The organism is Streptomyces sp. NBC_01298 (genome assembly GCF_035978755.1).
GTDB lineage: Bacteria > Actinomycetota > Actinomycetes > Streptomycetales > Streptomycetaceae > Streptomyces.
This window is the reverse complement of sequence record NZ_CP108414.1, coordinates 6,433,854-6,455,019: the sequence shown is the minus strand read 5'-3', so window position 1 is coordinate 6,455,019 and position 21,166 is coordinate 6,433,854. Positions and strand designations below refer to the sequence as shown.

The 21,166-nt window shown below is 72.9% G+C and carries 18 protein-coding genes; 8 read left to right on the top strand and 10 right to left on the bottom strand.

Going from position 1 to position 21,166, the window contains the following annotated elements:
* Positions 1–75 precede the first annotated feature (75 nt).
* The 6 genes from alc to OG730_RS29330 form a co-directional block, all read right to left on the bottom strand.
* Positions 76–1,215, bottom strand: a complete 1,140-nt coding sequence (gene alc, locus OG730_RS29355; protein ID WP_327307051.1) for an allantoicase — start codon at positions 1,213–1,215, stop codon at positions 76–78.
* Between the two features lie 131 nt (positions 1,216–1,346).
* On the bottom strand, positions 1,347–2,351 hold the full coding sequence (locus OG730_RS29350; protein ID WP_327307050.1) for a LacI family DNA-binding transcriptional regulator: 1,005 nt from the start codon (positions 2,349–2,351) through the stop codon (positions 1,347–1,349).
* The gene (locus tag OG730_RS29345; RefSeq protein WP_327307049.1) at positions 2,348–3,964 is read right to left on the bottom strand and encodes a glycoside hydrolase family 13 protein; all 1,617 of its coding nucleotides are present in this window, start codon (positions 3,962–3,964) and stop codon (positions 2,348–2,350) included. Before OG730_RS29345 ends, OG730_RS29350 begins: the two co-directional genes overlap by 4 nt.
* 51 nt (positions 3,965–4,015) lie before the next feature.
* A complete protein-coding gene (locus OG730_RS29340; RefSeq protein ID WP_327307048.1) occupies positions 4,016–4,888 on the bottom strand; it encodes a sugar ABC transporter permease in 873 nt (290 codons plus the stop codon).
* A 2-nt stretch (positions 4,889–4,890) separates the two neighbouring features.
* Positions 4,891–5,961 carry a carbohydrate ABC transporter permease gene (locus tag OG730_RS29335; RefSeq protein ID WP_327307047.1) on the bottom strand — a complete coding sequence of 357 codons (1,071 nt, stop codon included), beginning with the start codon at positions 5,959–5,961 and terminating at the stop codon, positions 4,891–4,893.
* Positions 5,962–5,969: 8 nt separating this feature from the next.
* On the bottom strand, positions 5,970–7,247 hold the full coding sequence (locus tag OG730_RS29330; protein ID WP_327307046.1) for an extracellular solute-binding protein: 1,278 nt from the start codon (positions 7,245–7,247) through the stop codon (positions 5,970–5,972).
* 219 nt (positions 7,248–7,466) lie between these two features.
* Here OG730_RS29330 and OG730_RS29325 point away from each other — a divergent pair, with 219 nt between their 5' ends.
* The 3 genes from OG730_RS29325 (at position 7,467) to OG730_RS29315 (ending at position 11,194) form a co-directional block, all read left to right on the top strand.
* The gene (locus OG730_RS29325; RefSeq protein ID WP_327307045.1) at positions 7,467–9,095 is read left to right on the top strand and encodes a glycoside hydrolase family 13 protein; all 1,629 of its coding nucleotides are present in this window, start codon (positions 7,467–7,469) and stop codon (positions 9,093–9,095) included.
* Between the two features lie 26 nt (positions 9,096–9,121).
* Complete coding sequence (locus tag OG730_RS29320; protein ID WP_327307044.1) at positions 9,122–10,162, top strand: LacI family DNA-binding transcriptional regulator; 1,041 nt, start codon at positions 9,122–9,124, stop codon at positions 10,160–10,162.
* Positions 10,163–10,288: 126 nt separating this feature from the next.
* Complete coding sequence (locus OG730_RS29315; protein ID WP_327307043.1) at positions 10,289–11,194, top strand: phosphatase PAP2 family protein; 906 nt, start codon at positions 10,289–10,291, stop codon at positions 11,192–11,194.
* Positions 11,195–11,222: 28 nt separating this feature from the next.
* Here OG730_RS29315 and OG730_RS29310 read toward each other — a convergent pair whose 3' ends face one another.
* The 3 genes from OG730_RS29310 to OG730_RS29300 all read right to left on the bottom strand — a co-directional run bounded on the left by OG730_RS29310 (position 11,223) and on the right by OG730_RS29300 (position 15,741).
* On the bottom strand, positions 11,223–12,422 hold the full coding sequence (locus OG730_RS29310; RefSeq protein WP_327307042.1) for a hypothetical protein: 1,200 nt from the start codon (positions 12,420–12,422) through the stop codon (positions 11,223–11,225).
* 122 nt (positions 12,423–12,544) lie between these two features.
* A complete protein-coding gene (locus OG730_RS29305; protein WP_327307041.1) occupies positions 12,545–14,152 on the bottom strand; it encodes an amidohydrolase in 1,608 nt (535 codons plus the stop codon).
* An 86-nt stretch (positions 14,153–14,238) separates the two neighbouring features.
* Positions 14,239–15,741, bottom strand: a complete 1,503-nt coding sequence (locus OG730_RS29300; RefSeq protein WP_327307040.1) for an APC family permease — start codon at positions 15,739–15,741, stop codon at positions 14,239–14,241.
* A gap of 121 nt (positions 15,742–15,862) precedes the next feature.
* Between OG730_RS29300 and OG730_RS29295 the strand changes: the two genes are divergently transcribed.
* The 3 genes from OG730_RS29295 (at position 15,863) to OG730_RS29285 (ending at position 18,139) form a co-directional block, all read left to right on the top strand.
* Positions 15,863–16,567: a TetR/AcrR family transcriptional regulator C-terminal domain-containing protein gene (locus tag OG730_RS29295; protein ID WP_327307039.1), complete on the top strand. Its 705-nt coding sequence runs from the start codon at positions 15,863–15,865 to the stop codon at positions 16,565–16,567.
* 70 nt (positions 16,568–16,637) lie between these two features.
* Positions 16,638–17,303 carry a hypothetical protein gene (locus tag OG730_RS29290; RefSeq protein ID WP_327307038.1) on the top strand — a complete coding sequence of 222 codons (666 nt, stop codon included), beginning with the start codon at positions 16,638–16,640 and terminating at the stop codon, positions 17,301–17,303.
* A gap of 95 nt (positions 17,304–17,398) precedes the next feature.
* Complete coding sequence (locus tag OG730_RS29285; protein ID WP_327309470.1) at positions 17,399–18,139, top strand: PP2C family protein-serine/threonine phosphatase; 741 nt, start codon at positions 17,399–17,401, stop codon at positions 18,137–18,139.
* 60 nt (positions 18,140–18,199) lie between these two features.
* Here the strand turns inward: OG730_RS29285 and OG730_RS29280 are convergent, their stop codons facing one another.
* A complete protein-coding gene (locus OG730_RS29280; RefSeq protein ID WP_327307037.1) occupies positions 18,200–18,610 on the bottom strand; it encodes a winged helix-turn-helix transcriptional regulator in 411 nt (136 codons plus the stop codon).
* A gap of 109 nt (positions 18,611–18,719) precedes the next feature.
* Here OG730_RS29280 and OG730_RS29275 point away from each other — a divergent pair, with 109 nt between their 5' ends.
* On the top strand, positions 18,720–19,595 hold the full coding sequence (locus OG730_RS29275; RefSeq protein ID WP_327307036.1) for an SDR family oxidoreductase: 876 nt from the start codon (positions 18,720–18,722) through the stop codon (positions 19,593–19,595).
* 218 nt (positions 19,596–19,813) lie between these two features.
* Positions 19,814–21,052 carry a sensor histidine kinase gene (locus OG730_RS29270; protein ID WP_327307035.1) on the top strand — a complete coding sequence of 413 codons (1,239 nt, stop codon included), beginning with the start codon at positions 19,814–19,816 and terminating at the stop codon, positions 21,050–21,052.
* Positions 21,053–21,166 lie beyond the last annotated feature (114 nt).

Genomic DNA, 21,166 nt, shown 5'->3' with positions numbered 1-21,166 from the left:
TGAACTGCCGGGCTCCCACCGCACCATGTCAACGCGACCGCCCAACCCGCAGCACAAGCCCACCGGCTGCGCCGCTCACTCCCCGCGCGTCGCCCGGGTCGCGCGGGCGGTCAGGGCGGCCGCGCCGGTCTGGGTGAGGTTGCCGTGGAGGCGCAGGCGGGCCAGGCCGCCGTCGGGGTAGACGTCCAGGCGGGCGTGGGTGGCCGTGGCGGGGACCGTCAGGGGGAGGCGGTGCAGGGTGTCGGGCTGGAGGGCGGTCCGGGGCAGCACCTCGGTCCAGTCGGCGGCGTCGCCGTCCTTGACCGACAGGGACACCCAGCCGGCGGCGTTGCCCTTCAGGTACGCCGTGTCGACTTCCACCGCACGGATCTCGCTCTGCGCGGCGAGCCGGTACTCGATCCAGTCGTTGCCCTTGTCGCGGCGGCGCCGGGTCTCCCAGCCGTCGTCCTGCTTCTGCGAGAGCCCCGGCATGATCGTGTTGCCCGGCGAGGAGTAGAAGCCGTCCGACGCGTCCGTCACGCTGCCGCCGTTGGCGACGCAGGCCACGTCGAAGGTTCCGAGGAGGCCCAGCCACTCCGGGTCGGGGACGACCTCGCCGTGGACGCGGAGGCGGGCGATGCCGCCGTCGGGGTGCTGGTTGATCCGCAGGTGGGTCCAGCGGCGGTCGGAGTCGATGGGGAACGCGTTGGCGGCGTGGCCGCGGACGGGGGTACGGGGCAGGATGACGTGCCAGGCGCGGCCGTCCTCCTGGAGTTCGGCGACGGAGGGCGTGCCGTCGAACGCGGCTGCCTCGATGCTGACTTGCTGGGGGAAGTTGCCCCGGAAGTGGGCGGTGTCCACGACGACGCCGCGGATGACGCCGGCGGCGCCGAGGCGGACCAGGGCCCAGTCGTGGTCGGCGTCGGTAGGGAAGGGGTTGGCGGCGTCGGCTCCGCGGCGGCGGCGGGTCTCCCAGCCGTCCATGACCTTGCCCTTGTTCCCGTAGTCGTGGACGTCGAAGACGGCGGGGGTGCGGGAGAGGAGCTTCTCCCGGTCCGCGAAGAACTCGTCGTTGGCCGCGACGACTCCCGCGCCGAGCCGGCGGTCGGCGAGGTCGGTCAGCCGGGTGAAGGCGGCGTCGGTGCCGCGGTAGTCGGCGTACGGGTCACCGGAGACGTACGGAGCGGCGTAGGCGGACTCGGCGGAAGCGGGCTGGTGGGCGGGGGAAGGTCGCATGGGTGGGAGACGCCTTTCAGCTGTGTGTGCAAGGGAGTTGGGGTGACACCGACAACTCTCACAGCCCGCGATCACTCACGTCCATCGATGGTTTTCGATCTTTCCTTTCAGTAATTCCGAATGGTTTGGCTCTAGCCGGGCCCTTGCCCCGTGGACCCCCGGACCACCAGCTCCGGCTGGAACACGTACTCCGTGCGCTGGACCGGAGTTCCGGCGACCGCCTCCAGGAGGGCTCCGACCGCCGCCGTGGCCATGGCGCGCACCGGCTGGCGGACCGTGGTCAGCGGAGGGTCGGTGAAGGCGATCAGCGGGGAGTCGTCGAAGCCGACCACCGAGACGTCCTCCGGCACGCGCAGGCCCCGTTCGCGGGCGGCCCGTATGACGCCCAGCGCCATCGGGTCGCTGCCGCAGACGATGCCCGTGCAGCCCCGGTCCAGCAGGGCTCCGCCCGCCGCGTGGCCGCCCTCGACCGTGAAGAGGGTGCGCTGGATGAGGCCTTCGGCCGCCGCGGAGGGGAGGGCGGCGGTGAAACCCGCCTCCTTGCGGGCCGACGGGACGTAGCGCGTCGGCCCGATGGCCAGGCCGATCCTGCGGTGGCCCAGGTCTTCCAGGTGGCGGACCGCCATGTCCGCCGCCGCGCGGTCGTCCGGGGAGATGAAGGGGGCCTGGACCTGTTCGTTGAAGCCGTTGATGAGGACGAAGGGGACCCCGCGGGCCGCCAGCCGCTGGTAGCGGGACGGGTCGGCCGAGGAGTCCGCGTGCAGGCCGGACAGGAACACGATGCCGGTGACCCCGCGCTCCTCCAGCTGCTCCACCAGCTCGTCCTCGGTGGCCCCGCCCGGGGTCTGCGTGCACAGCACCGGGGTGTAGCCGTGGCCCGCGAGGGTCTGCTCGATGACCTGGGCGAACGCGGGAAAGATGGGGTTGGTCAGCTCGGGGGTGAGGAGACCCACCAGGCCGTTGCTGCGCCTGCGCAGCCGGACCGGGCGTTCGTAGCCCAGCAGGTCCATGGCGGCCAGCACCTTGTGCCGGGTGCCGGACGCCACGCCCGCCTTGCCGTTGAGCACGCGGCTGACGGTCGCCTCGCTGACCGCGGCCTGCGCGGCGATGTCCGTCAGCCGCAGCGGGGAGGTCATCCCCGCCACCACACCGCCGTGTCGGCCGGCAGCTCCGACGGGTCGGGCAGGGGCCCGCTCGCCAGCAGTACGGTGCCCGGCGCGGGCATCCGTACCGCCTCGTCCGTGGTGTTGACCGTGCAGGTGAAGTCCCCCCGGCGGAAGGCCAGGACGCCCGCCGGGGCCTCCAGCCACTCCACGCCGTCGCCCGCGCCCAGCTCCGGGTGCGTACGGCGCAGGCGCAGCGCGGCGCGGTAGAGCTCCAGGGTGGAGGCCGGGTCGCCGGTCTGCGCGGCCACGCTCAGGCCCGCCCACTCGGCGGGCTGCGGCAGCCAGCTGCCACCCTCGCCGAAGCCGTACGGGGCCTCGGTGCCCGACCACGGGATCGGCACGCGGCAGCCGTCGCGCAGCCCGTCCTGCCCGGCGCCGCGGGCGAAGGCCGGGTCCTGGCGGACGGCGTCGGGGAGGTCGACGACCTCCGGCAGGCCGAGTTCCTCGCCCTGGTAGACGTACGCCGATCCGGGCAGCGCCAGCATGAGCAGCGCGGCCGCCCGCGCCCGGGCCAGGCCCCGGGCCCCGCCGCCGTAGCGCGTGACGTGGCGCACCACGTCGTGGTTCGACAGGACCCACGTGGTCGGCGCGCCCACCGGGCGCATCGCGTCCAGGGACTCGTCGATGGTGGCGCGCAGCGCGGCTGCGTCCCAACCGGTGTTCAGGTAGTGGAAGTTGAAGGCCTGGTGCAGTTCGTCGGGCCGCAGGTACATGGCGGTCCGGTCTGCGCTGGGGGTCCAGGCCTCGGCGACGCCGATGCGGTCGCCGGCGTACTCGTCGAGGACCCGGCGCCAGGAGCGGTAGATCTCGTGGACGCCGTCCTGGTCGAAGAAGGGCAGCACCTGGTTGCCGAGCAGCTTGAGCTGTTCGCCGCGGCCGAGGTCGGGCAGGCCGGGGGCCTTGACCAGGCCGTGGGCCACGTCGATGCGGAAGCCGTCGGCGCCGAGGTCGAGCCAGAAGCGCAGGATCGAGCGGAACTCGTCCTGGACGGCCGGGTGTTCCCAGTTGAAGTCGGGCTGCTCGGGGGCGAAGAGGTGCAGGTACCACTCCCCGTCGGCGACCCGGGTCCAGGCGGGTCCGCCGAAGATGGACTCCCAGTCGTTGGGGGGCTGCGTGCCGTCGGCGCCCCGCCCCGCGCGGAAGTGGAACCGTTCGCGCAGCGGCGTACCGGGCCCTTCGCGCAGTGCCTGCTTGAACCATTCGTGCTGGTCGGAGCAGTGGTTGGGGACCAGGTCCACGATGATCCGCAGGTCGAGCGCGTGGGCTTCGCGGATCACGGCGTCGGCGTCGTGGAGGCTGCCGAACATGGGGTCGATGGCCCGGTAGTCGGCGACGTCGTAGCCCGCGTCGGCCTGCGGGGAGGCGTAGAAGGGGCTGAGCCACACGGCGTCGACGCCGAGGTCCTTGAGGTAGGGCAGTCGGCTGCGGATGCCTTCGAGGTCCCCCATGCCGTCCCCGTTGGAGTCGGCGAAACTGCGCGGATAGACCTGGTAGATCACCGCTTCTCTCCACCAGCCGGGCTGGGTGCCGGTGGAGGTGGGGAGGCCGTCCAGGGAGGGTTCGGCGGCGAGGTGCTGGGTCATGTCGTCCTTGAAGAGTCGGGCCGGTGGGTACGAGGGCGGGGCGCGGGGTGGTCAGCCCTTGGTCGCGCCCGCCGTCATCCCGGCGACGAGGTGACGCTGGGCGAAGAGGAAGAAGAACGCCGCGGGGATCGCGATGAGGATGGAAGCGGCGCTCATCGCACCCCAGTTGGAGGTGTACTGGGTGACGAAGGTCTGCAGGCCGCCGGCCAGCGTGAGGTGCTCGTCGCCGACCATGAAGGCGGAGGCGTAGGCGACCTCGCCCCAGGCGGTGATGAAGGCGTAGAAGCCGGTGACGGCGAGGCCGGGCTTGGCGAGCGGCAGGATCAGGCGCCAGAAGGTGCCGAAGGGGTTGAGTCCGTCGACGCGGCCGGATTCGTCGATCTCGACCGGGATGGTGTCGAAGAAGCCCTTCATCATCCAGGCGCAGAACGGCACGGCGATGGTGAGGTAGGTGATCACCAGGCCGAGCGGCTGGTTCAGCAGCCCCAGGTCGCCCATGAGGTTGTAGAGCGGCACGATGAGGATGGCCATCGGGAACATCTGCGTGATGAGCAGGGTCCACATCAGCGGCTTCATTCCGGGGAACTTGAAGCGGCTGACGGCGTATCCGGTGGTGGCGGCGATGAACACCCCGAGGACGGTGGTGATGCCGGCGACCAGGACGGAGTTGCCGAACCAGGTGAGGAAGGAGGTCGACTCCACCAGGTAGCGGTAGTTGTCGAGGGTCGGTTCCTTGACGAAGTCCGTGGAGATGGCGTGCTTCGCCGGCTTGAGGGAGGTCAGCAGGATCCACAGCACCGGGAAGACGGCGATCACGGCGGCGACGGCCAGGGTGCCGTGCAGGCCGGCGGAGGCGAGCGCGGAGCGCTTGCCGCGGGGGCGGGCGGAGGCCGCCTTCGCGGACAGCGCGGAATCGGTCGTCATGGTCACCACACCTCTCCCTGCTTGCGCAGCGAGCGCCGGTAGACCAGCGCGAACATCGTGAGCAGCAGGAGGATCAGTACGCCCCAGGTCGCCGAGACCGCGAAGTCGCGCGGACTGGTCACGAACGCCTCGCGGAAGGCCTGGGTCACCAGGATCTCCGTGGAGTCGCCGGGGCCGCCCCGGGTGAGCAGGAAGATCACCGGGAACATGTTGAAGGTCCAGATGGTGGAGAGCAGGATCACGGTCATGCTGACCGTGCGCAGTCCCGGCAGGGTGATGTGGCGGAACCGCTGCCAGGGGCTGGCCCCGTCCATCTCGGCCGCCTCGTAGAGCTCGCCGGGGATCGACTGCATGCCGCCGAGCAGGGCGACCATCATGAAGGGGACGCCGAGCCAGACGTTGACGGCGATGACCGCGATCTTGGCCCAGGTCGGGTCGTCGAGCCACGGGACGGCGGAGATGCCGCCGCCTTCGAGGATCTTGTTGAGGATGCCGTTGTCGCGGTTGAAGAGGAACCGCCAGGCGAAGACGGAGACGAATCCGGGGACGGCCCAGGGCAGGATGAGCGCCATCCGGTAGGCGGCGCGTCCCTTGAACTCGCGGTTGAGCAGGGTGGCGAGGCCGAGGCCCAGCGCGAAGGTGACCGATACGCAGGCGACGGTCCACGTCACCGTCCACACCAGCCGCTGCAGGAACACCGGGTCGGCGAGGACCTCGGCGTAGTTGTCGAGGCCGATGAACTGGTACGTGGCCTCGATGTGGTTGACGCCGATGGTCCGGCCGACGTTGCGCTCGGTGGCGTCGGTCAGCGAGAGGTAGACGCCGCGGACGAGCGGCCAGCCGATGATCACGCCGAGCACGAGCACCACGGGGGTGATCATGGCCCAGGCGTACCAGTGGGTGGCCAGGGCCCGCTTCAGCCCGGGGCGGTTGCTTCCTCCGGACTTGCCACCGGCCTTGGCGCCGGCGTTGCCGTCAGTCCTGCGGCTCCGGCCGCGGACGGCGGAACCGGCGTCAGGACCGGTCTCGCCGTCCGCGGCCTTCGCCACCGACTGGCTGGTGTGAGCAGCCATCTTTATCGCTACTTCCAACCCTTGAGGATCTTGCGGAATTCGGCGCCGGCCGCCTTGGCCGCGTCCTCGGGGCTCGACGCCCCGGTGATCGCCTTGGTGTATTCGACCTTGAGCGGCTCGAAGAGGGATCCGTTCTCCGGGATCCAGGCGCGCTCGACGGCCTTGTCCACGGCCGGCTTGAAGAACTGCACCATCTCGCTGGACTTGACCTCGGGCTGCTCGTAGGCGGCCGTCCGGGTCGGGAGCAGGCTCAGCTCCTTGGCGGACTGGACCTGCACCTCCTGCGAGGTCATGTAGTCGACGAAGGCGTTCGCGGCGGCGATGTTCTTGGAGCCCGCGTACACGGCCAGGTCGTGGCCGCCCTGCGGGGCGCCCGCCTTGACGGAGCCGGCCGGGACCGCGGCGATGCCGAGGTTGGCCTTGTCCTTGAACTGGTCGCCCGCGTAGCTGTCGGCCACGGCCCAGGGGCCGTTGATCATCATCGCGGCCTCGCCCGACTTGAAGGCGGTCTGCATGTTGGTCCAGCCGTCGGTGGCGTTGGTGATCGCCGCACCCGAGGTGACCAGGTCGCGGGCGGCCTTGAAGGCCTTCACACCGGCCGCGTTGTCGACGGTGACCGTCTTGGTCTTCGCGTCGACGAGGTCGCCGCCCTCTCCGTAGATGAGGGGGAGGAACCAGTAGGAGTCGTCGCCGCGCAGGTAGAGGCCGGCCTTGCCGGTCTTGGCCTTGATGGCCGCGGCGGCGGTCTTCACCTCTTCCAGCGTCTTGGGGGGCTGGACGCCGGCGTCGGCGAGCATCTTCTTGTTGTAGAAGAGGCCCATGGTGTCGATGACCTGCGGGACGGCGTAGGTCTTGCCCTCGTACTTGCCGCTGGCGGCGGCCTGGGGCAGGAACTCGGCGTCGACCTTCTTGGCCGTGTCGGCCGGGACCTCGGCGAGGTAGCCGAGGGAGGCGAAGTCGGCGACCCAGCCCACGTCGGCGCGGATCACGTCGGGGGCCTCGGAGCCGCTGCTGAAGGCGTTCTTGACCTTGTTCTGCGCGTCGCCGTAGGGGACGTTGACGTACTTGACGGTCACCTTGGGGTGCTTGGCGGTGAACGCCTCGGCGAGCTTCTGGAAGGACGCCTTCTCGGCGTCGTTCGAGGTGTCCCACCACGTGACCGTGCCGGAGAGCTCCCCGTCGGCCTTGGCGCCGCTGTTGCCGCCGTCCTTGGTGTCACCGCCGCAAGCCGTCGCCGCGAGCGCCAGAGCCGCGACCAGCGCGGTGGCCGCTATGCCACGCCGCATATGAACTCCTTCGATGATCCCGGCCGCGCCTCGCGTCCCGAGTTGCCGAGAACGTAACAAGCCTGAAAGCCGACCGAAAGACCTTGCGGGAAGTTTCTGCAAGAAGGGGTGATCGTTACATCCGTGTGTCCGGACGGTTGCCGCAGCTTGCTGTTAGTTCGAACCCTCTTCGAGTGTCCGGGCCCGCAACCAGGGGGCTCGTACGCGCGTTGACCCGATATGACCCACGAGTTGACCGCCTCCCGGCTTGCAAGCGCTTCCAGCAACGCCACCGCGAGCGGCGGCTGGTGGCGCGATGCCGTCATCTACCAGGTGTACGTGCGCTCCTTCGCCGACAGCGACGGCGACGGCGTCGGGGACCTGCGCGGGGTCCGCGAGCACCTGCCCCACCTGGCCCGGCTCGGGGTCGACGCGGTGTGGCTGACCCCCTTCTACGTCTCCCCGCAGGCGGACGGCGGCTACGACGTCGCCGACTACCGGGCCGTCGACCCCCTCTTCGGGGACCTCGCCGACGCCGACGACCTCATCCGGGCCGCGCACGCCCTGGGGCTTCGGGTGATCGTGGACGTGGTCCCGAACCACACCTCCGAACAGCACGTCTGGTTCCGGGCGGCGCTGGCCGGGGAGCCCGGGGCCCGCGAGCGCTACCACTTCCGCCCCGGCCGGGGACCCGCCGGGGAGCTCCCGCCCAACGACTGGGAATCGGTCTTCGGCGGCCCCGCCTGGACCCGGACCCCGGACGGCGCCTGGTACCTGCACCTCTTCGCCCCCGAGCAGCCCGACCTGAACTGGGAGAACCCCGAGGTCGCCGAGGAGTTCTCCGCCGTCCTGCGGTTCTGGCTCGACCTCGGCGTCGACGGGTTCCGGGTGGACGTGGCCCACGGCATGGTCAAGGCCCCGGGCATGCCGGACATCGGCCGCGGAGCGCAGGCCACCTTGATCGGCACCGAGCCGCTCCCCTTCTTCGACCAGGACGGCGTCCACGAGATCCACCGCTCCTGGCGGCGGCTGCTCGATTCCTACGAGGTCCCGCGCATCGGCGTCGCCGAGGCCTGGGCGCCCACCTCCGAGCGGCTCGCGCTGTACGTCCGCCCCGACGAACTGCACCAGGCCTTCAACTTCCGCTTCCTGGAATGCCCGTGGGACACCGGCGCGCTGCGCACCGTCATCGACGAGTCCCTGGCCGCCACCGCCGCCGTCGGCGCCCCGACCACCTGGGTGCTGTCCAACCACGACGTCGTGCGCCACCGCACTCGCTACGGCAGCCTGGCCCGGGCGCGGGCGGCCGCGCTGCTGATGCTGGCCCTGCCCGGATCGGCGTACGTCTACCAGGGCGAGGAGCTCGGCCTGCCCGAGGTGAGCGACCTCCCGGACTCCGCCCGCCGGGACCCGGCCTTCGCCCGGAGCGCCGGGCAGGACGGGCTGCGCGACGGCTGCCGGGTGCCGATCCCGTGGTCCGGCGAGGAGCCCCCGTACGATTTCGGGCCGGCCGGGAGCTGGCTCCCGCAGCCGGCGGGCTGGGGCGGGCTCAGCGTCGCCGCGCAGACCGGCGACCCCCACTCCACCCTGGAGCTCTACCGGGCCGCCCTGGAACTGCGCCGCGCGATGCCGGGCCTCGGGGCGGCGGAGGCCGGGGTCACCGGGGACGAGCCCGGAATGCGGTGGCTGCCCGCGCCCGAGGGGGTGCTGCTCTTCACCCGCCCCGGCTTCGCGTGCACGCTCAACACCCGCCCGGTCCCGCTCGAAATGCCCTCGCCCGGACGCCCCGTCCTGTCCAGCGCCCCGGTGGAGACGGACGGCCGTACCGTCCGGCTTCCCCCGGATTCGTGCACGTGGTGGTCATGGTGAACGTCCGACCGGTACAGTCCAATCCCGTGACCGCACGGCTAGCCGACATCGCAGCCCAGGCGGGGGTCAGCGAAGCCACAGTCAGCCGCGTGCTCAACGGCAAGCCCGGTGTGGCCGCAGGCACCCGTGAATCCGTGCTGGCCGCGCTCGACGTGCTCGGGTACGAACGCCCCGTACGCCTGCGCCAGCGCAGCGCGGGACTCGTCGGTCTGATAACCCCCGAGCTGGACAACCCCATCTTCCCGGCGCTCGCCCAGGTCATCGGCCAGGCGCTGACCCGGCAGGGGTACACCCCGGTGCTGGCCACGCAGACGCCCGGCGGATCCACCGAGGACGAGCTCGTGGAGATGCTCGTCGAGCGCGGGGTCTCCGGGATCATCTTCGTCTCCGGACTGCACGCGGACACCACGGCCGACATGGGCCGCTACGACCAACTCCGCGGCCAGGGCGTCCCCTACGTCCTCATCAACGGCTTCTCCGACAAGGTGCAGGCCCCCTTCGTCTCCCCCGACGACCGGGCCGCGATGCAGCTCGCGGTGACCCACCTGACCGCGCTCGGGCACACCCGGATCGGGCTGGCCGTCGGACCCAAGCGGTTCGTGCCGGTGCTCCGCAAGATCGAGGGCTTCCGCCTCGGCATGAAGGAGCGGCTCGGACTCGGCGAGGAAGAGGTCGAGGAGCTGATCCAGCACTCCCTCTACACGCTGGAGGGCGGGCAGGCCGCCGCGGCGGCGCTGATCGCGCGCGGCTGCACGGCGGTGGTGTGCGCGAGCGACATGATGGCGCTCGGCGCGATCCGGGCGGCCCGGCAGCAGGGCCTGAAGGTCCCGCAGGACGTGTCGGTGGTCGGCTTCGACGACTCCCCGCTCATAGCGTTCACGGACCCGCCGCTGACCACCATCCGCCAGCCGGTACAGGCCATGGGCCAGGCCGCGGTGCGGACCCTGCTGGAGGAGATCGGCGGTACGCCGGCCCCGCACAGCGAGTTCGTGTTCCTGCCCGAGCTGGTCGTCCGCGGCTCGACCGCCTCGGGCCCCCAGCAGGGCCGCGGGGCCGCGCGCCCCTGAGGGCCGCCCCTGCCGCTCCCCCTAGGGGCGTAAGGCCTCCGGTCCTCCCGAAGGCGGAGAGGCTGCGGCCAAGACCGTCCCAAGGGATGATCGGAGGCGAGTCCGTATCTGGCAGACTCTTTTCCTATGGGTGAAGCGAGCGTGAAGACACTGGATACCCGGACGGACGTCTCGTCATCCCCCGTGACCGAGAACCAGGACCGCCCGGAGTCGTCCGAGCGTGCCGTGCTCTCCAGGCTGCGCGTCCCCCGGCGACCCCGGATCTGGTTCGAGGTCCTGCTGATCGCGGTCAGCTACTGGACGTACTCGCTGATCCGCAACGCCGTGCCCGAGCAGAAGGCGGCCGCGCTCGCGAACGCCGACTGGATCTGGAAGGTGGAGCAGAGCCTCGGCATCGCCGTCGAGGAGAGGGTCAACCACGCCGTCAATTCGGTGACCTGGCTCGTGGTGAGCATGAACTACTACTACGCCACGCTCCACTTCGTCATGACCATCGGCGTGCTGGTCTGGATCTACCGCTTTCATCCCGGGCGTTACGCGGCCACGCGGCTTGTCCTCTTCGCCACCACGGGCGTCGCCCTGGTCGGCTACTACTTCTACCCGCTCGCGCCGCCCCGGCTGATGAACGGGCAGGACTTCGTCGACACCGTGCTGGTCCACCACACCTGGGGCTCCATGGCCTCGGGCAACCTCAAGCACATGTCGAACCAGTACGCCGCCATGCCGTCCATGCACATAGGGTGGTCGCTCTGGTGCGGGCTGACGATCTTCGCGGTCGCCTCCGCCCCCTGGGCCCGGATCCTGGGCCTGCTCTACCCGACGGCGACCCTGGTCGTGATCGTGTCCACCGCCAACCACTTCTGGCTCGACGCCGTCGGCGGCATGCTCTGCCTGGCCTTCGGCTACGCCGTCTCCCGCGCCTGGTACGGATCCCTCCCGCACCGGCTGCCGCGCCGGCCGGAGGAGACCGGCCGCCACCCGCTGGCGGCGGCCCTCCTGAACCACCCGGCGCTGGCCCGCTTCCAGCGCTGAGCCGCGCGGCGGGTCCGGCCCGCCCCGTTCAGCGGGCCCGCCACCCGCGCAGGAGTCCGCTCCCGAAGGCCGGTCCGGTTCCGGGCTCCACGACCACCGGCAGGCGGGACCCCACGGTCGGGCCGCCCGGATCGATCCGCTCCAGGGCCCCGGTAAGGGTCCGTACGTAGGCCTCGTCGGCCAGGATGCGGCCCCTGGCCCCGGGGTGGCTGAGCCGTTCCTCCGAAGCCAGGGCGGTGCGCAGTACGGGCAGGGCCGCCGCGGCCGGCCCCCCGATCTCCCCGAGCCGGCGGACGGCCTCGCGCGTGGGAAGCGCCGGGTGGCCGGTCCAGGCCGGGTCCACGGCAGCCAGCAGCACCGGTACGGCGGGTTCCGGATCTCCGGTGATCCGCGCGTACGCGTGCGCGGCGGCGATACGGGTCCACGTGCCGGGGGATTCCATCAGGCCGCGCACGGCGTCCGCGTGCCCGGCGGCGGCCGGGCCGAGGTCGGCGAGGAAGGGCAGGCCGCGGGCGGCGCCCCCGGACCGCACGGCCGCCCCGCAGACGGCCAGGGCGAGGGTGGCGTCGCCGGTGACCTTCCAGTGCGCCCAGGCGGCCGGTCCCGGGTGGTGGCTCCGGACCCTGGGATCGCGGCCGGTGGCGAAGGCGGCCAGCGCGTCCGCGGCGGCCGCGGCCGGGGGGCCGATCCGGCCCAGGGCGCGCAGGGCCTCGTGGGCGAAGGGCGTGCCCAGGAAGCGGAGCACGTCGGGCACGGCGGGGGCCGCGGCCGGGCCCCAGGCCCCGAGCAGTTCGAGGACGGGGGCGTTCGGGTCCTCGTCCTTCCGCTCCCGCCGCAGGCCCGGAAGCAGCACGGGGAGCAGATCCGCCGCGGGCATCCGGGCCAGGGCGGCGACCCAGGGGCGCCCGTAGGGCAGCCAGTCCTGCTGCGCGAGCCGCCGCAGGGCCGGCACCGCCCGGGTGTCGCCCATTCCGGCGAGGGCGAGCGCGAGGGCGCCGACGGATCCTCCGGCGCTGGGAAGCGCACGGTCGAGCTGCGCGGAGAGGCAGGCCGCGATCCGGTCGGCGTGCCCCGCGACGGCGTGCCCGGCCTGGCGCAGGGCGTGCTCCGCGTCGTAGTCCGAACTCGTGCCCCCGGCGCCGACGGCCGTGACCACGGCCTCCCAGCACCAGGGGGCCGGGCGTCGGTGGTGGACCACGGCACGGACGGCGGAGTTCAGTGTCCTCACGTCCGGATCATGCCACGGGCAGGTTCAGGGCCTGGTGGATGTTTCCGGACCGGTCGGGCGCGGGCGGTCCGGGGGTTCCGGCGCCGCGACCCCGCCCGGTGCGGCGGCCGGAGGGGGGTCCGTCAGTCCGACACCGCCCGGTGCGTGATGCGGCCGCCCGACATGGTGAGCCGGACCGGCGCCCCGGCCAGCTCGTCCGCCGGTGCGTCCACCGGGTCCAGGCCGAAGGCGGTCAGGTCCGCCCGGTAGCCGGCCGCGATCCGGCCCGCCACCGCTTCCTCCCCCGCCGCCAGCGCGGCGTGCGAGGTCATGCCCTCCAGGGCCATCGACCCGCTCAGGGCCGCCCCGGTCCAGGCCCCCGTACCGGCCGAGGCCGCGCCGCGCGGGCTGCGGGCGGTGGCCAGCACCTGGCGGGCGTCGTAGTGGGCGATGGGCCAGTCCGAGCCGAGCGCGAGGACCGCACCGGCCTCGCGCAGGTCCCGGCAGCGCCAGGCGCGGCCGGCTCGCTCCTCCCCCAGCCGCTTGGACCACTCGTCGCTGTGGTCGGCCCGGGTGTACGCGGTGTGCGGCGGCTGCATGGAGGCGATCACCCCGAGCTCCGCGAACCGCTTCAGCTGGCCGTCCGGGACCGTCTCGATGTGCTCGATCCGGTGCCGCATCCGGCCCCGCGCGCCCAGCGACTCCACGGTGTCCAGGACGTGCCGGACCGCCGCGTCCCCGATGGCGTGGGTCGCGGTGCGCACCCCGGCCGCGTCGAGGACCCGTACCGCCTCGGCGTAGGCCCGCGGGTCGGGCCAGAAGGCGTCGGTGCCCCGGCCGTGGCAGTCGGCGTGCTCCAGCCAGGCGGTGCCGCCTTCGACGGTGCCGTCCATGAAGAACTTCACCCCGCCGACCTTCCAGTGCCGGCCCGCGAGCCGCTGGAGTTCGATCAGCTCCTCCAGGTCCTCGCCGGTGGCGCCGGGCATGCACCAGGGCGAGAGGTTCAGCCGCAGCGGCAGGTCGCCCTCGTACTCGGCGGTCGCGAGCAGGGCGGGTACGTCCCCGTCGCCGAGGTCCATGACGTGGGCGCCGGTCAGGCCGGTGGCCGCCATGTCGCGGAGCAGCGCGGTGAGGCGTTCCCGGCGCTCGGTGTACGTGGGCTTCGGCGCGAGTGAGCCGACCAGGTCCATCGCGGCGTGCTCGACGAGGTGGCCGGTGGGCCGCCCGTCGGAGTCGCAGACGATCTCGGAGCGCTGGGCGAAGGTGCGCGGGCCGGTGATCCCGGCGGCGGCCAGGGCCGCGCCGGAGGCGAGCGCGGAGTGGCCGTCGTAGAGGCGCAGGAAGGCGGGGGCCCCGGCGAGGGCCTCCTCGATCAGGGCCTTGTCGACGGGGCGGCCGCCGAAGGCGTTGTGGTCGAGGCCGAAGCCGGTGATCCAGCCGCCGGGGCCCCGCTCGGCGGTGCGCAGGGCGGCGCGGAGCCGGTCCAGGTCGGTGACGGCGGAGAGGTCGGTGCCGGTCGCCATCTCGATGCCCCAGACGGGGTGGCTGTGGGCGTCGGTGAGGCCGGGGGTGAGGGTGGCGCCGCCGAGGTCGACGGTCTCGGTGCCGGGGCCGCGCCAGTCGCGGACGTCGGCCTCGTCGCCGACGGCGACGATCTCGCCGCCGAGCACGGCCACCGCGCGGGCCTCGGGGCGGGCGGGGTCGAGGGTGCGGACGCGGGCTCCGGTGAGGACGGTGTCGGCAGCGGGCACGGCTCTGCTCCTTGCGGGGGTTCGGGCTGGTCGGGCTGGTCGGGCTGGTCGGGCTGGTGCTGGTGGGGCCGTACGGGTGCTGCGGGCTAAGCGGACGCCACGGGTGTCGCCGGCTCCCCGTGCGCTGCCGGGGCCGCAGGTACGGCTTCCCCGGCCGGCTCCTCCGCGAAGCGGGCGTAGACCTCGGGCCGGCGGGTCTTCAGGCGCTGGGCGAGGGCGAGCCCGGCGAGGAACACGGCGGGCACGAGGGCCACGAGGAGGGTGTTGACGGTGGTGGAGGCCATGGTGAAGAGGGCCACCTTGGAGACGACCAGGCAGATCGCGACGGCCAGCAGCACCGCGGCGGTGACGGGCGCGATCAGGGTCCGCCAGGGGCCCTCGTCGTGCCGGACGCGGCGGAAGTAGACGGGTACGGCGATGGCGGCGAGCAGCATCAGGGCCATGAGGCCGATCATGCCGGGTGTGTTCACCCAGAGCAGCAGCTGCTGGTACGGGTCGGCTCCGGCGAGGGCGAAGCCGAGGACGATCACGGCTCCGAGGGCGGTCTGCGCCGCGCCGGCGAGGTACGGGGAGCCGTGGCGCGGGTGGATGCGGCCGAGGGCGGCGGGCAGGACGCCCTCCTCGGCGAGGGCGAGGGCGTACCGGTTGATGGCGTTGTGGAAGGCGAGGAGGGAGGCGATGACGCTGGTGACGATGAAGACGTGCATCAGGTCGGCCGCCCGGGGGCCCACGTAGGTGGTGATGGCGGTGAAGAAGAGCCCGGCGGGGTCCTCGGCGGCCGCGGCGAGCACTTCCTCGGAGCCGAAGGCCTGGATGACGGTCCAGACGATGAAGGCGTAGAAGAGGCCGAGGAAGGCGACGGCGATGTAGGTGGCGCGCGGGACGGTCCGGTCCGGGTCGCGGGCCTCGCGGCGGTAGATGACGGTGGACTCGAAGCCGGTGAACGCGGCGAAGGCGAAGGCCAGGACGGCCGCGGTGCCGGGGACGAGCACCGCGCCGGGGGCGAAGGATCCCAGCGAGAGGCCGTGGGCGCCGCCCTTCAGCAGGACGCCGCCCGCGAGCAGGACGAGGATCCCGGTCTCGGCGACGAGCAGGACGCCGAGCAGCTTGGCGCCGAAGTCGATGGAGCGGAAGCCGCCGTACCAGACGAGGAGGAGGCCGGCGAGGGAGACGGGCAGCCACGGGATGTCGAGGCCGGCCAGGGCGTGCCCGGTGTCGGCGGTGGTGGTGCCGAGGAGCCCGTAGACGCCGATCTCCATGCCGTTGTAGCCGATGAGGGCGAGCAGCGCGGCGCCGATGCCGACGCGCTTGCCGAGGCCGCGGGCTATGTAGGCGTAGAAGGCGCCGCCGCTGCGGACGTGGCGGCTCATGGTGGTGAAGCCGACGGCGAAGACCGCGAGGGTGAGCCCGGCGAGGAGGTAGCCGGCGGGGGCGCCGATGCCGCCGAGGAGGATCGCGACGGGGGCGACGCCGGCCATGACGGTGAGCGGGGCGGCGGCGGAGACCACGAAGAAGGAGATGTCGGCCGTACCGAGGGCGCCGCGGCGCAGGTCGGTACTCGTTCTCGGCGGCTCGGGCGTTTCGGGCATGCGGGAGCACCCTTCTGCGAACGGCAGGCTGCGGGGAGACGAAAACCTAAAGGCTTTCGGTTTGCGGCAATGTAGCCTCCGGTTTTGACGTACGGGAAGACCTGACGGCGGGAGAAATACGATGGCGCGGCCGCGCACCCCACTGCTCGACCGGGAGCGGATCGGTGCTACCGCCCTGCAACTGCTCTCTGAGCAGGGTGAGTTCAGCGTTCCCCAGATCGCCCGGGCGCTCGGGGTGCAGACCGGGTCGCTGTATCACCATGTGGACGGCCGGGCCGGGGTGATCGAGCTGATCCGGGAACGGGTGTGCGCCGGGATCGACGGCGGGCCGCTGTCCTCGCCGGAGCCCTGGGACCGGTCCCTGGAGGCCTGGGCCCGCTCGTACCGGGCCGCCTTCGCCGCCTACCCGCGGGCCATCCCGCTGCTGATGACCACCCCGGTACGGGCACCCGCGGTGCTCGCGCAGTACGAACGGGCGGTCGCCCTGCTCCTACGGGCCGGGTTCGCCGCGGAACAGGTGATGCCGCTGCTCACGGGCCTGGAGAACCTCGTCCTGGGCTCGGCCCTGGACCTCGCGGCCCCGGACGCCATGTGGGAGCCGACCCCGGGCACCCCGCTGCTCGCCCGGGCCCTGGCCGCCCAGGGCCCGGGGCGCGCGGAGGCGGCCTTCGAGGTGGGTCTGGCGGCTTTCCTGGCCTACGCGCGGGGGCTGCGCGAGGGGGCGGGGGCGGCCGTGGGGGCGGCCGTGGGGGCGGAGGTTGGGGCGGAGGTGACCATGGCGGCGGAGGTGGTCGTGGAGTCGGTCACGGAGGCGGACAGGACTTGAGCAAGTACCCCCGCCCCGGGTGAGTACGCGTACTCACGCGCCGGTCCCGGCATGATCAGAGACTGTCCGCATGACCCGAACCCATGGCTCCACCAGCGCCTTCGCCCGCTCCTCGCGCCGCCGGCCGCTGCTCCCCGTCGCCCTGACGGCCCTCGCCGTGCTGGCGCTCGGCGCGTGCGGCACCGCGAAGGCGACCGGTGGCGGCGAGCCCGCCGCCCCGGCAGCGCCCGCAGCCGCTGCCGCTGCCGCCGCCGCGAAGCCCATGGGAAGCCTGACCTCTCCGGCCCTCGCGGAGATACAGGCGCACATCGCGCAGTCGTGCCCGGCTCCGGGCATCCCCCAGGAGGGGCCGCCGAGCCCGCGGCCTGCGCCGCCCGGCGCGGAGGCGCAGAACCCGGGCGTCACGCCGATCACGCCCCCGGCCATGGTGGAGCTGGACACCCGCGACTGGTGCGCCGGCGTCAGCCACGAGCAGCAGGTCTACCTGGCCGTCGAGAAGATCGCGGAGCCCACCCCGGCCAAGGTCAGGGCGGCCCTGAACGCCGCCGGCTACCCCGACGACCGCATCCACGACCTCGAGCGGTCCGGTGCGACCACGCACTTCTTCCTCGACCTCCGCGAGAACGGCGGGCGGCTCTGCGTGGAGGGTGTGGTGGGCGGCGGCGAGGAGCCCGTCACGGACAAGTGCGCGGCCCCCGCGACCGGCCCGTTCACGGCCAGGGGCACGCAGAACTGACCTGCGGAGCCACGGAACGCGCCGCTCGCCCGGCGGCGGGACAATGGGGGCGGGAAAGCAGCGCGTCTGCCCTCGCGGAGAGGCGGGACCCCGTGGTGGAGTACATAGCCGTGACCGCCCTGAGCCATGTCGGGCTGGTCCGCGAGCACAACGAGGACAGCCTGGTCATCGGACCGTGGACGCTGTGCGGGACCACGACCCGGAGTCCGCAGACGCTCCTCTTCCCCCTCGGCAGACCGCTGGTGGTCGCGGTCGCCGACGGGCTCGGCGGGCAGCCGGCCGGCGAGGTCGCCAGCGAGCTGGTCGTCCGGGAACTCGCCCTGCTCGGCCCCACGCTGGACGGCGCCGAGGCGGTCGAGGACGCGCTCAACCTCTGCAATCGCGCGGTGCACTCCGCCGCCGCGGGCCGTCCGGAGCTGACCTCGATGGGGACCACGGTCGCCGGGACCCTGGTCATGCCGGAGTCGCTGCTGTCGTTCAACGTGGGCGACAGCAAGGTGTTCCACGTCTCCGCGGACGGATTGCGCCAGGTCAGCGTGGACGACAGCCCACCGCCGCTGCCCGGGCACCGCACGACGTCCGCCGTCACGCAGACCCTCGGCGGGAGCCGCGCCGAGCATGTCCTCACCCCGCACGTGGCCACGTTCCCGCTGGCCACGGGCGACCGCTACCTGGTGTGCACCGACGGGCTGACCGACCCGGTGCCCGACGAGGCCATCGACGAGGTGTTGCGGACGCACGAAGACGGCAAGGCCGCGTTCGAGCTGTGGCGGGCCGCCATCGAGGCCGGCGGCCCCGACAACATCACGCTGGCGCTGGTGCGCATCGGCGCCTGAACGGCGGCTAGGTCGTCTCTTTCGGATTTTGCGGGCCCGGCAAGATCCGAAAGAGACGATCTAGTTCAGGGTGGCCGCGGCCTCGCGCTTCGACTCGTCGTACGCCTCGCGCGCCCGCTGCACGTCCGCCATGCGCACACCGGTCCAGTGAGCGAGGGCGCGGACCCGCTCGGCGGCCTCGCGGCCCATCGGGGTGAGCGAGTAGTCGACGCGGGGCGGGATGACGGGCTTGGCGTCGCGGTGCACGAACCCGTCGCGCTCCAGCGTCTGGAGGGTCTGGGTCAGCATCTTCTCGCTGACCTTGGCGAGCGTTCCGATCCCCCGGCGCAGTTCGCTGAACCGGTACGAGCGGTCGAGCAGAGCGTCCAGGACGAGGACGCCCCAGCGGCTGGTGACGTGCTCCAGGACGAGCCGGTGCGGGCACATGGCCTCGGCCCGGACCAGCTTCTCTCGCATCTCACTTACTCCCATGCCAGTACCTTACTTCAAAGTGGGTACTGTCGTTTGGTTAGTGCCCACCGTACGGTGAGTGCACAGCCCGGGAACGGGGAGCAAGATCCAGATCCAGGAGTGAACCGCCATGAGCATCGTCGTCACCGGAGCCACCGGAGCCCTCGGCCGTCTCGTCATCGACGAGCTGCTCGCCCGGGACGTCCCCGCCGGGGAGATCGCCGCGGTCGTCCGCGACAAGGAGAAGGCCGCCCCGCTCGCCGCGCTGGGCGTCGAACTGCGCATCGCCGACTACAGCGCGCCCGAGACCCTCGCCGGGGCCTTCCGTTCCGGTGACCGCGTCCTGATGATCTCCGGCAGCGAGGTCGGCCGGCGCGTGCCCCAGCACTCCGCCGTGATCGACGCGGCGAAGGCGGCCGGGGTGGCGCAGTTCGCGTACACCGGCATCCTGGGCGGCCCCGAAGCGGACTTCGACCTGGCCGCAGAGCACCGGGCGACCGAGGAGCTGATCCTCGCCTCCGGCCTGCCGTACACCTTCCTGCGCAACGGCTGGTACACCGAGAACCACACCGGCAACCTGGCTCCGGTGCTCGCACACGGGGCCGTCCTCTCCAACGCGGGCGAGGGCCGGGTGGCCTCGGCGGCGCGGGCCGACTACGCGGTGGCCGCCGCGGCCGTGCTGACCGGGGAGGGCCACCTCGACCGGGCGTACGAGCTGAGCGGCGACGTGGCCTGGTCCTTCGCGGAGTACGCGGCGGCGGTGGCGCAGGCCGCGGGCCGGGAGATCACGTACAACGCCGTGACCCCGGAGGCCCACCACGCGGTGCTCACCGGCGCGGGAGTCCCGGCGCCGTTCGCCGCGATCCTGGTCGACGTGGACCTCGCCATCGAGCGCGGCCGCCTGGCCGGCACCTCCGGCGACCTGTCCCGCCTGATCGGCCGCCCGACGACGCCGATGGCGGACACGGTGGCCCGGGCGGTGGCCACCGCCCCGAGCGCCGGCTGAACGGGAGTGAGCACGACGCCGAGCATCGTGCGCGCATGCGAAGTCATGAGGCAGGAGCCCCTCGGGCATCAGACACGTGAGGTGTACGAGGTGCGCGTACGGGGGCGATGCACGGCGCACGCACGCGCAGCGTAGAGGAACCCGTGATCGTGGCTGAGGGTGCCTCCTGGTGCGATGCCAAAGCGAAGGGCACCGGGCCCTGGCGGTACGTTCGGCCCATGGACGCACCACGCGAACGGGGAGGAAGCGGACCCGGCGGGCCCCCGCCGGCCGGGCGGCTCGGACGCCGCGGTGCGGCGCTGCTCACGGCCGCCGTGTTCCTCCCGCTCTGGCTCCTCGACTACCTCACCGCCCGCCCCTACGGCGTACCGCTGCTGCTGGCCACCGGCGCGGCCGTGGCCCTCGTGGCCCTGCTGCCCGCCCCGCGCGGCGGGCGCGTACCCGTCGAAAGGCGGGCCGCCGCGGCCGTATCGCTCTCCGGGGCCACCACCCTCTTCCTCGCGCTGCGCGGCGGGACCGTGGGCTTCGGGATGGGCGAGGTCTTCGTCCTCCTGACCCTGCTGACCCGGACGGCCCGCCGCGGCCGGGCCGGACCGCTGGCCCTCGGGCTCTGTCTGCTGCTGGCCGCGGCGGTCGCGACCGCTCCGCTGCGCATGGGCCATGCCTCCGACCGGACCTCGCTCGCCTTCCTCCTCACCCTCGCGGCCGGCGGAGCCGCCGGACTCGGCTGGTACCTGCGCACCCTCGACGAACGGCGCACCTGGGCCGTGGTCGAGGTCCGCGAACGGGAACGGCTGCGGCTCGCCCGCGACCTGCACGACTTCGTCGCCCACCACGTCACCGGCATGGTCGTCCAGGCCCAGGCCGCACGGATGATCCGGGACAGCTCCCCGGAGCGGCTCGACCCGCTGCTGCGCTCCATCGAGACCGCCGGGAACGAGACCCTCGATTCGATGCACCGCCTGGTACGGGTCCTGCGCGAGGACGGGGCCGCGACCGTCCTACCGGGCGATCTGCTCGCGGAACTGGGCCTGCTGGTCGCCCGTTCCGGCCGGGACGGCCGCGGCCCGGCGGCCCGGCTGACCGTCTCGGCCGGGGCCCGCGGCGCCGTCCTGGACCCCGAGGTGGAGACGACGGTGCACCGGGTGGTGCAGGAGGCACTGACCAACGTCGCACGGCACGCGCCGGACGCCGCATCCGTCGAAGTCGAAGTCGAGGTGGAGGTGGAGGTGGAGGAACCGAAGAACACGACCGCCGGGGTGCTGCGCGTGACCGTTTCCAACGGTCCCGGCCGCGGCGCCCCCGCCCGTCCGCCGCTCCTCGGCCGCCGGGGCGGCTTCGGCCTGATCGGCCTGCGCGAGCGGGTCGAAGCCGTCGGCGGCACCTTCCGCGCCGGACCGCTGCCCACGGGCGGCTGGCGGCTCACGGCCACCCTGCCGGTCCGGGGCCGGAGCTGAGCCCTGCGCGAGAATGGCCGCATGAGCAGTGCTCCGCCCCCGGCCGAACCGCCCCTCCGCACCCCCGTCCCCACCGCCCTCCCCACCGCCCGGCCCATCCGCGTCCTGATCGCG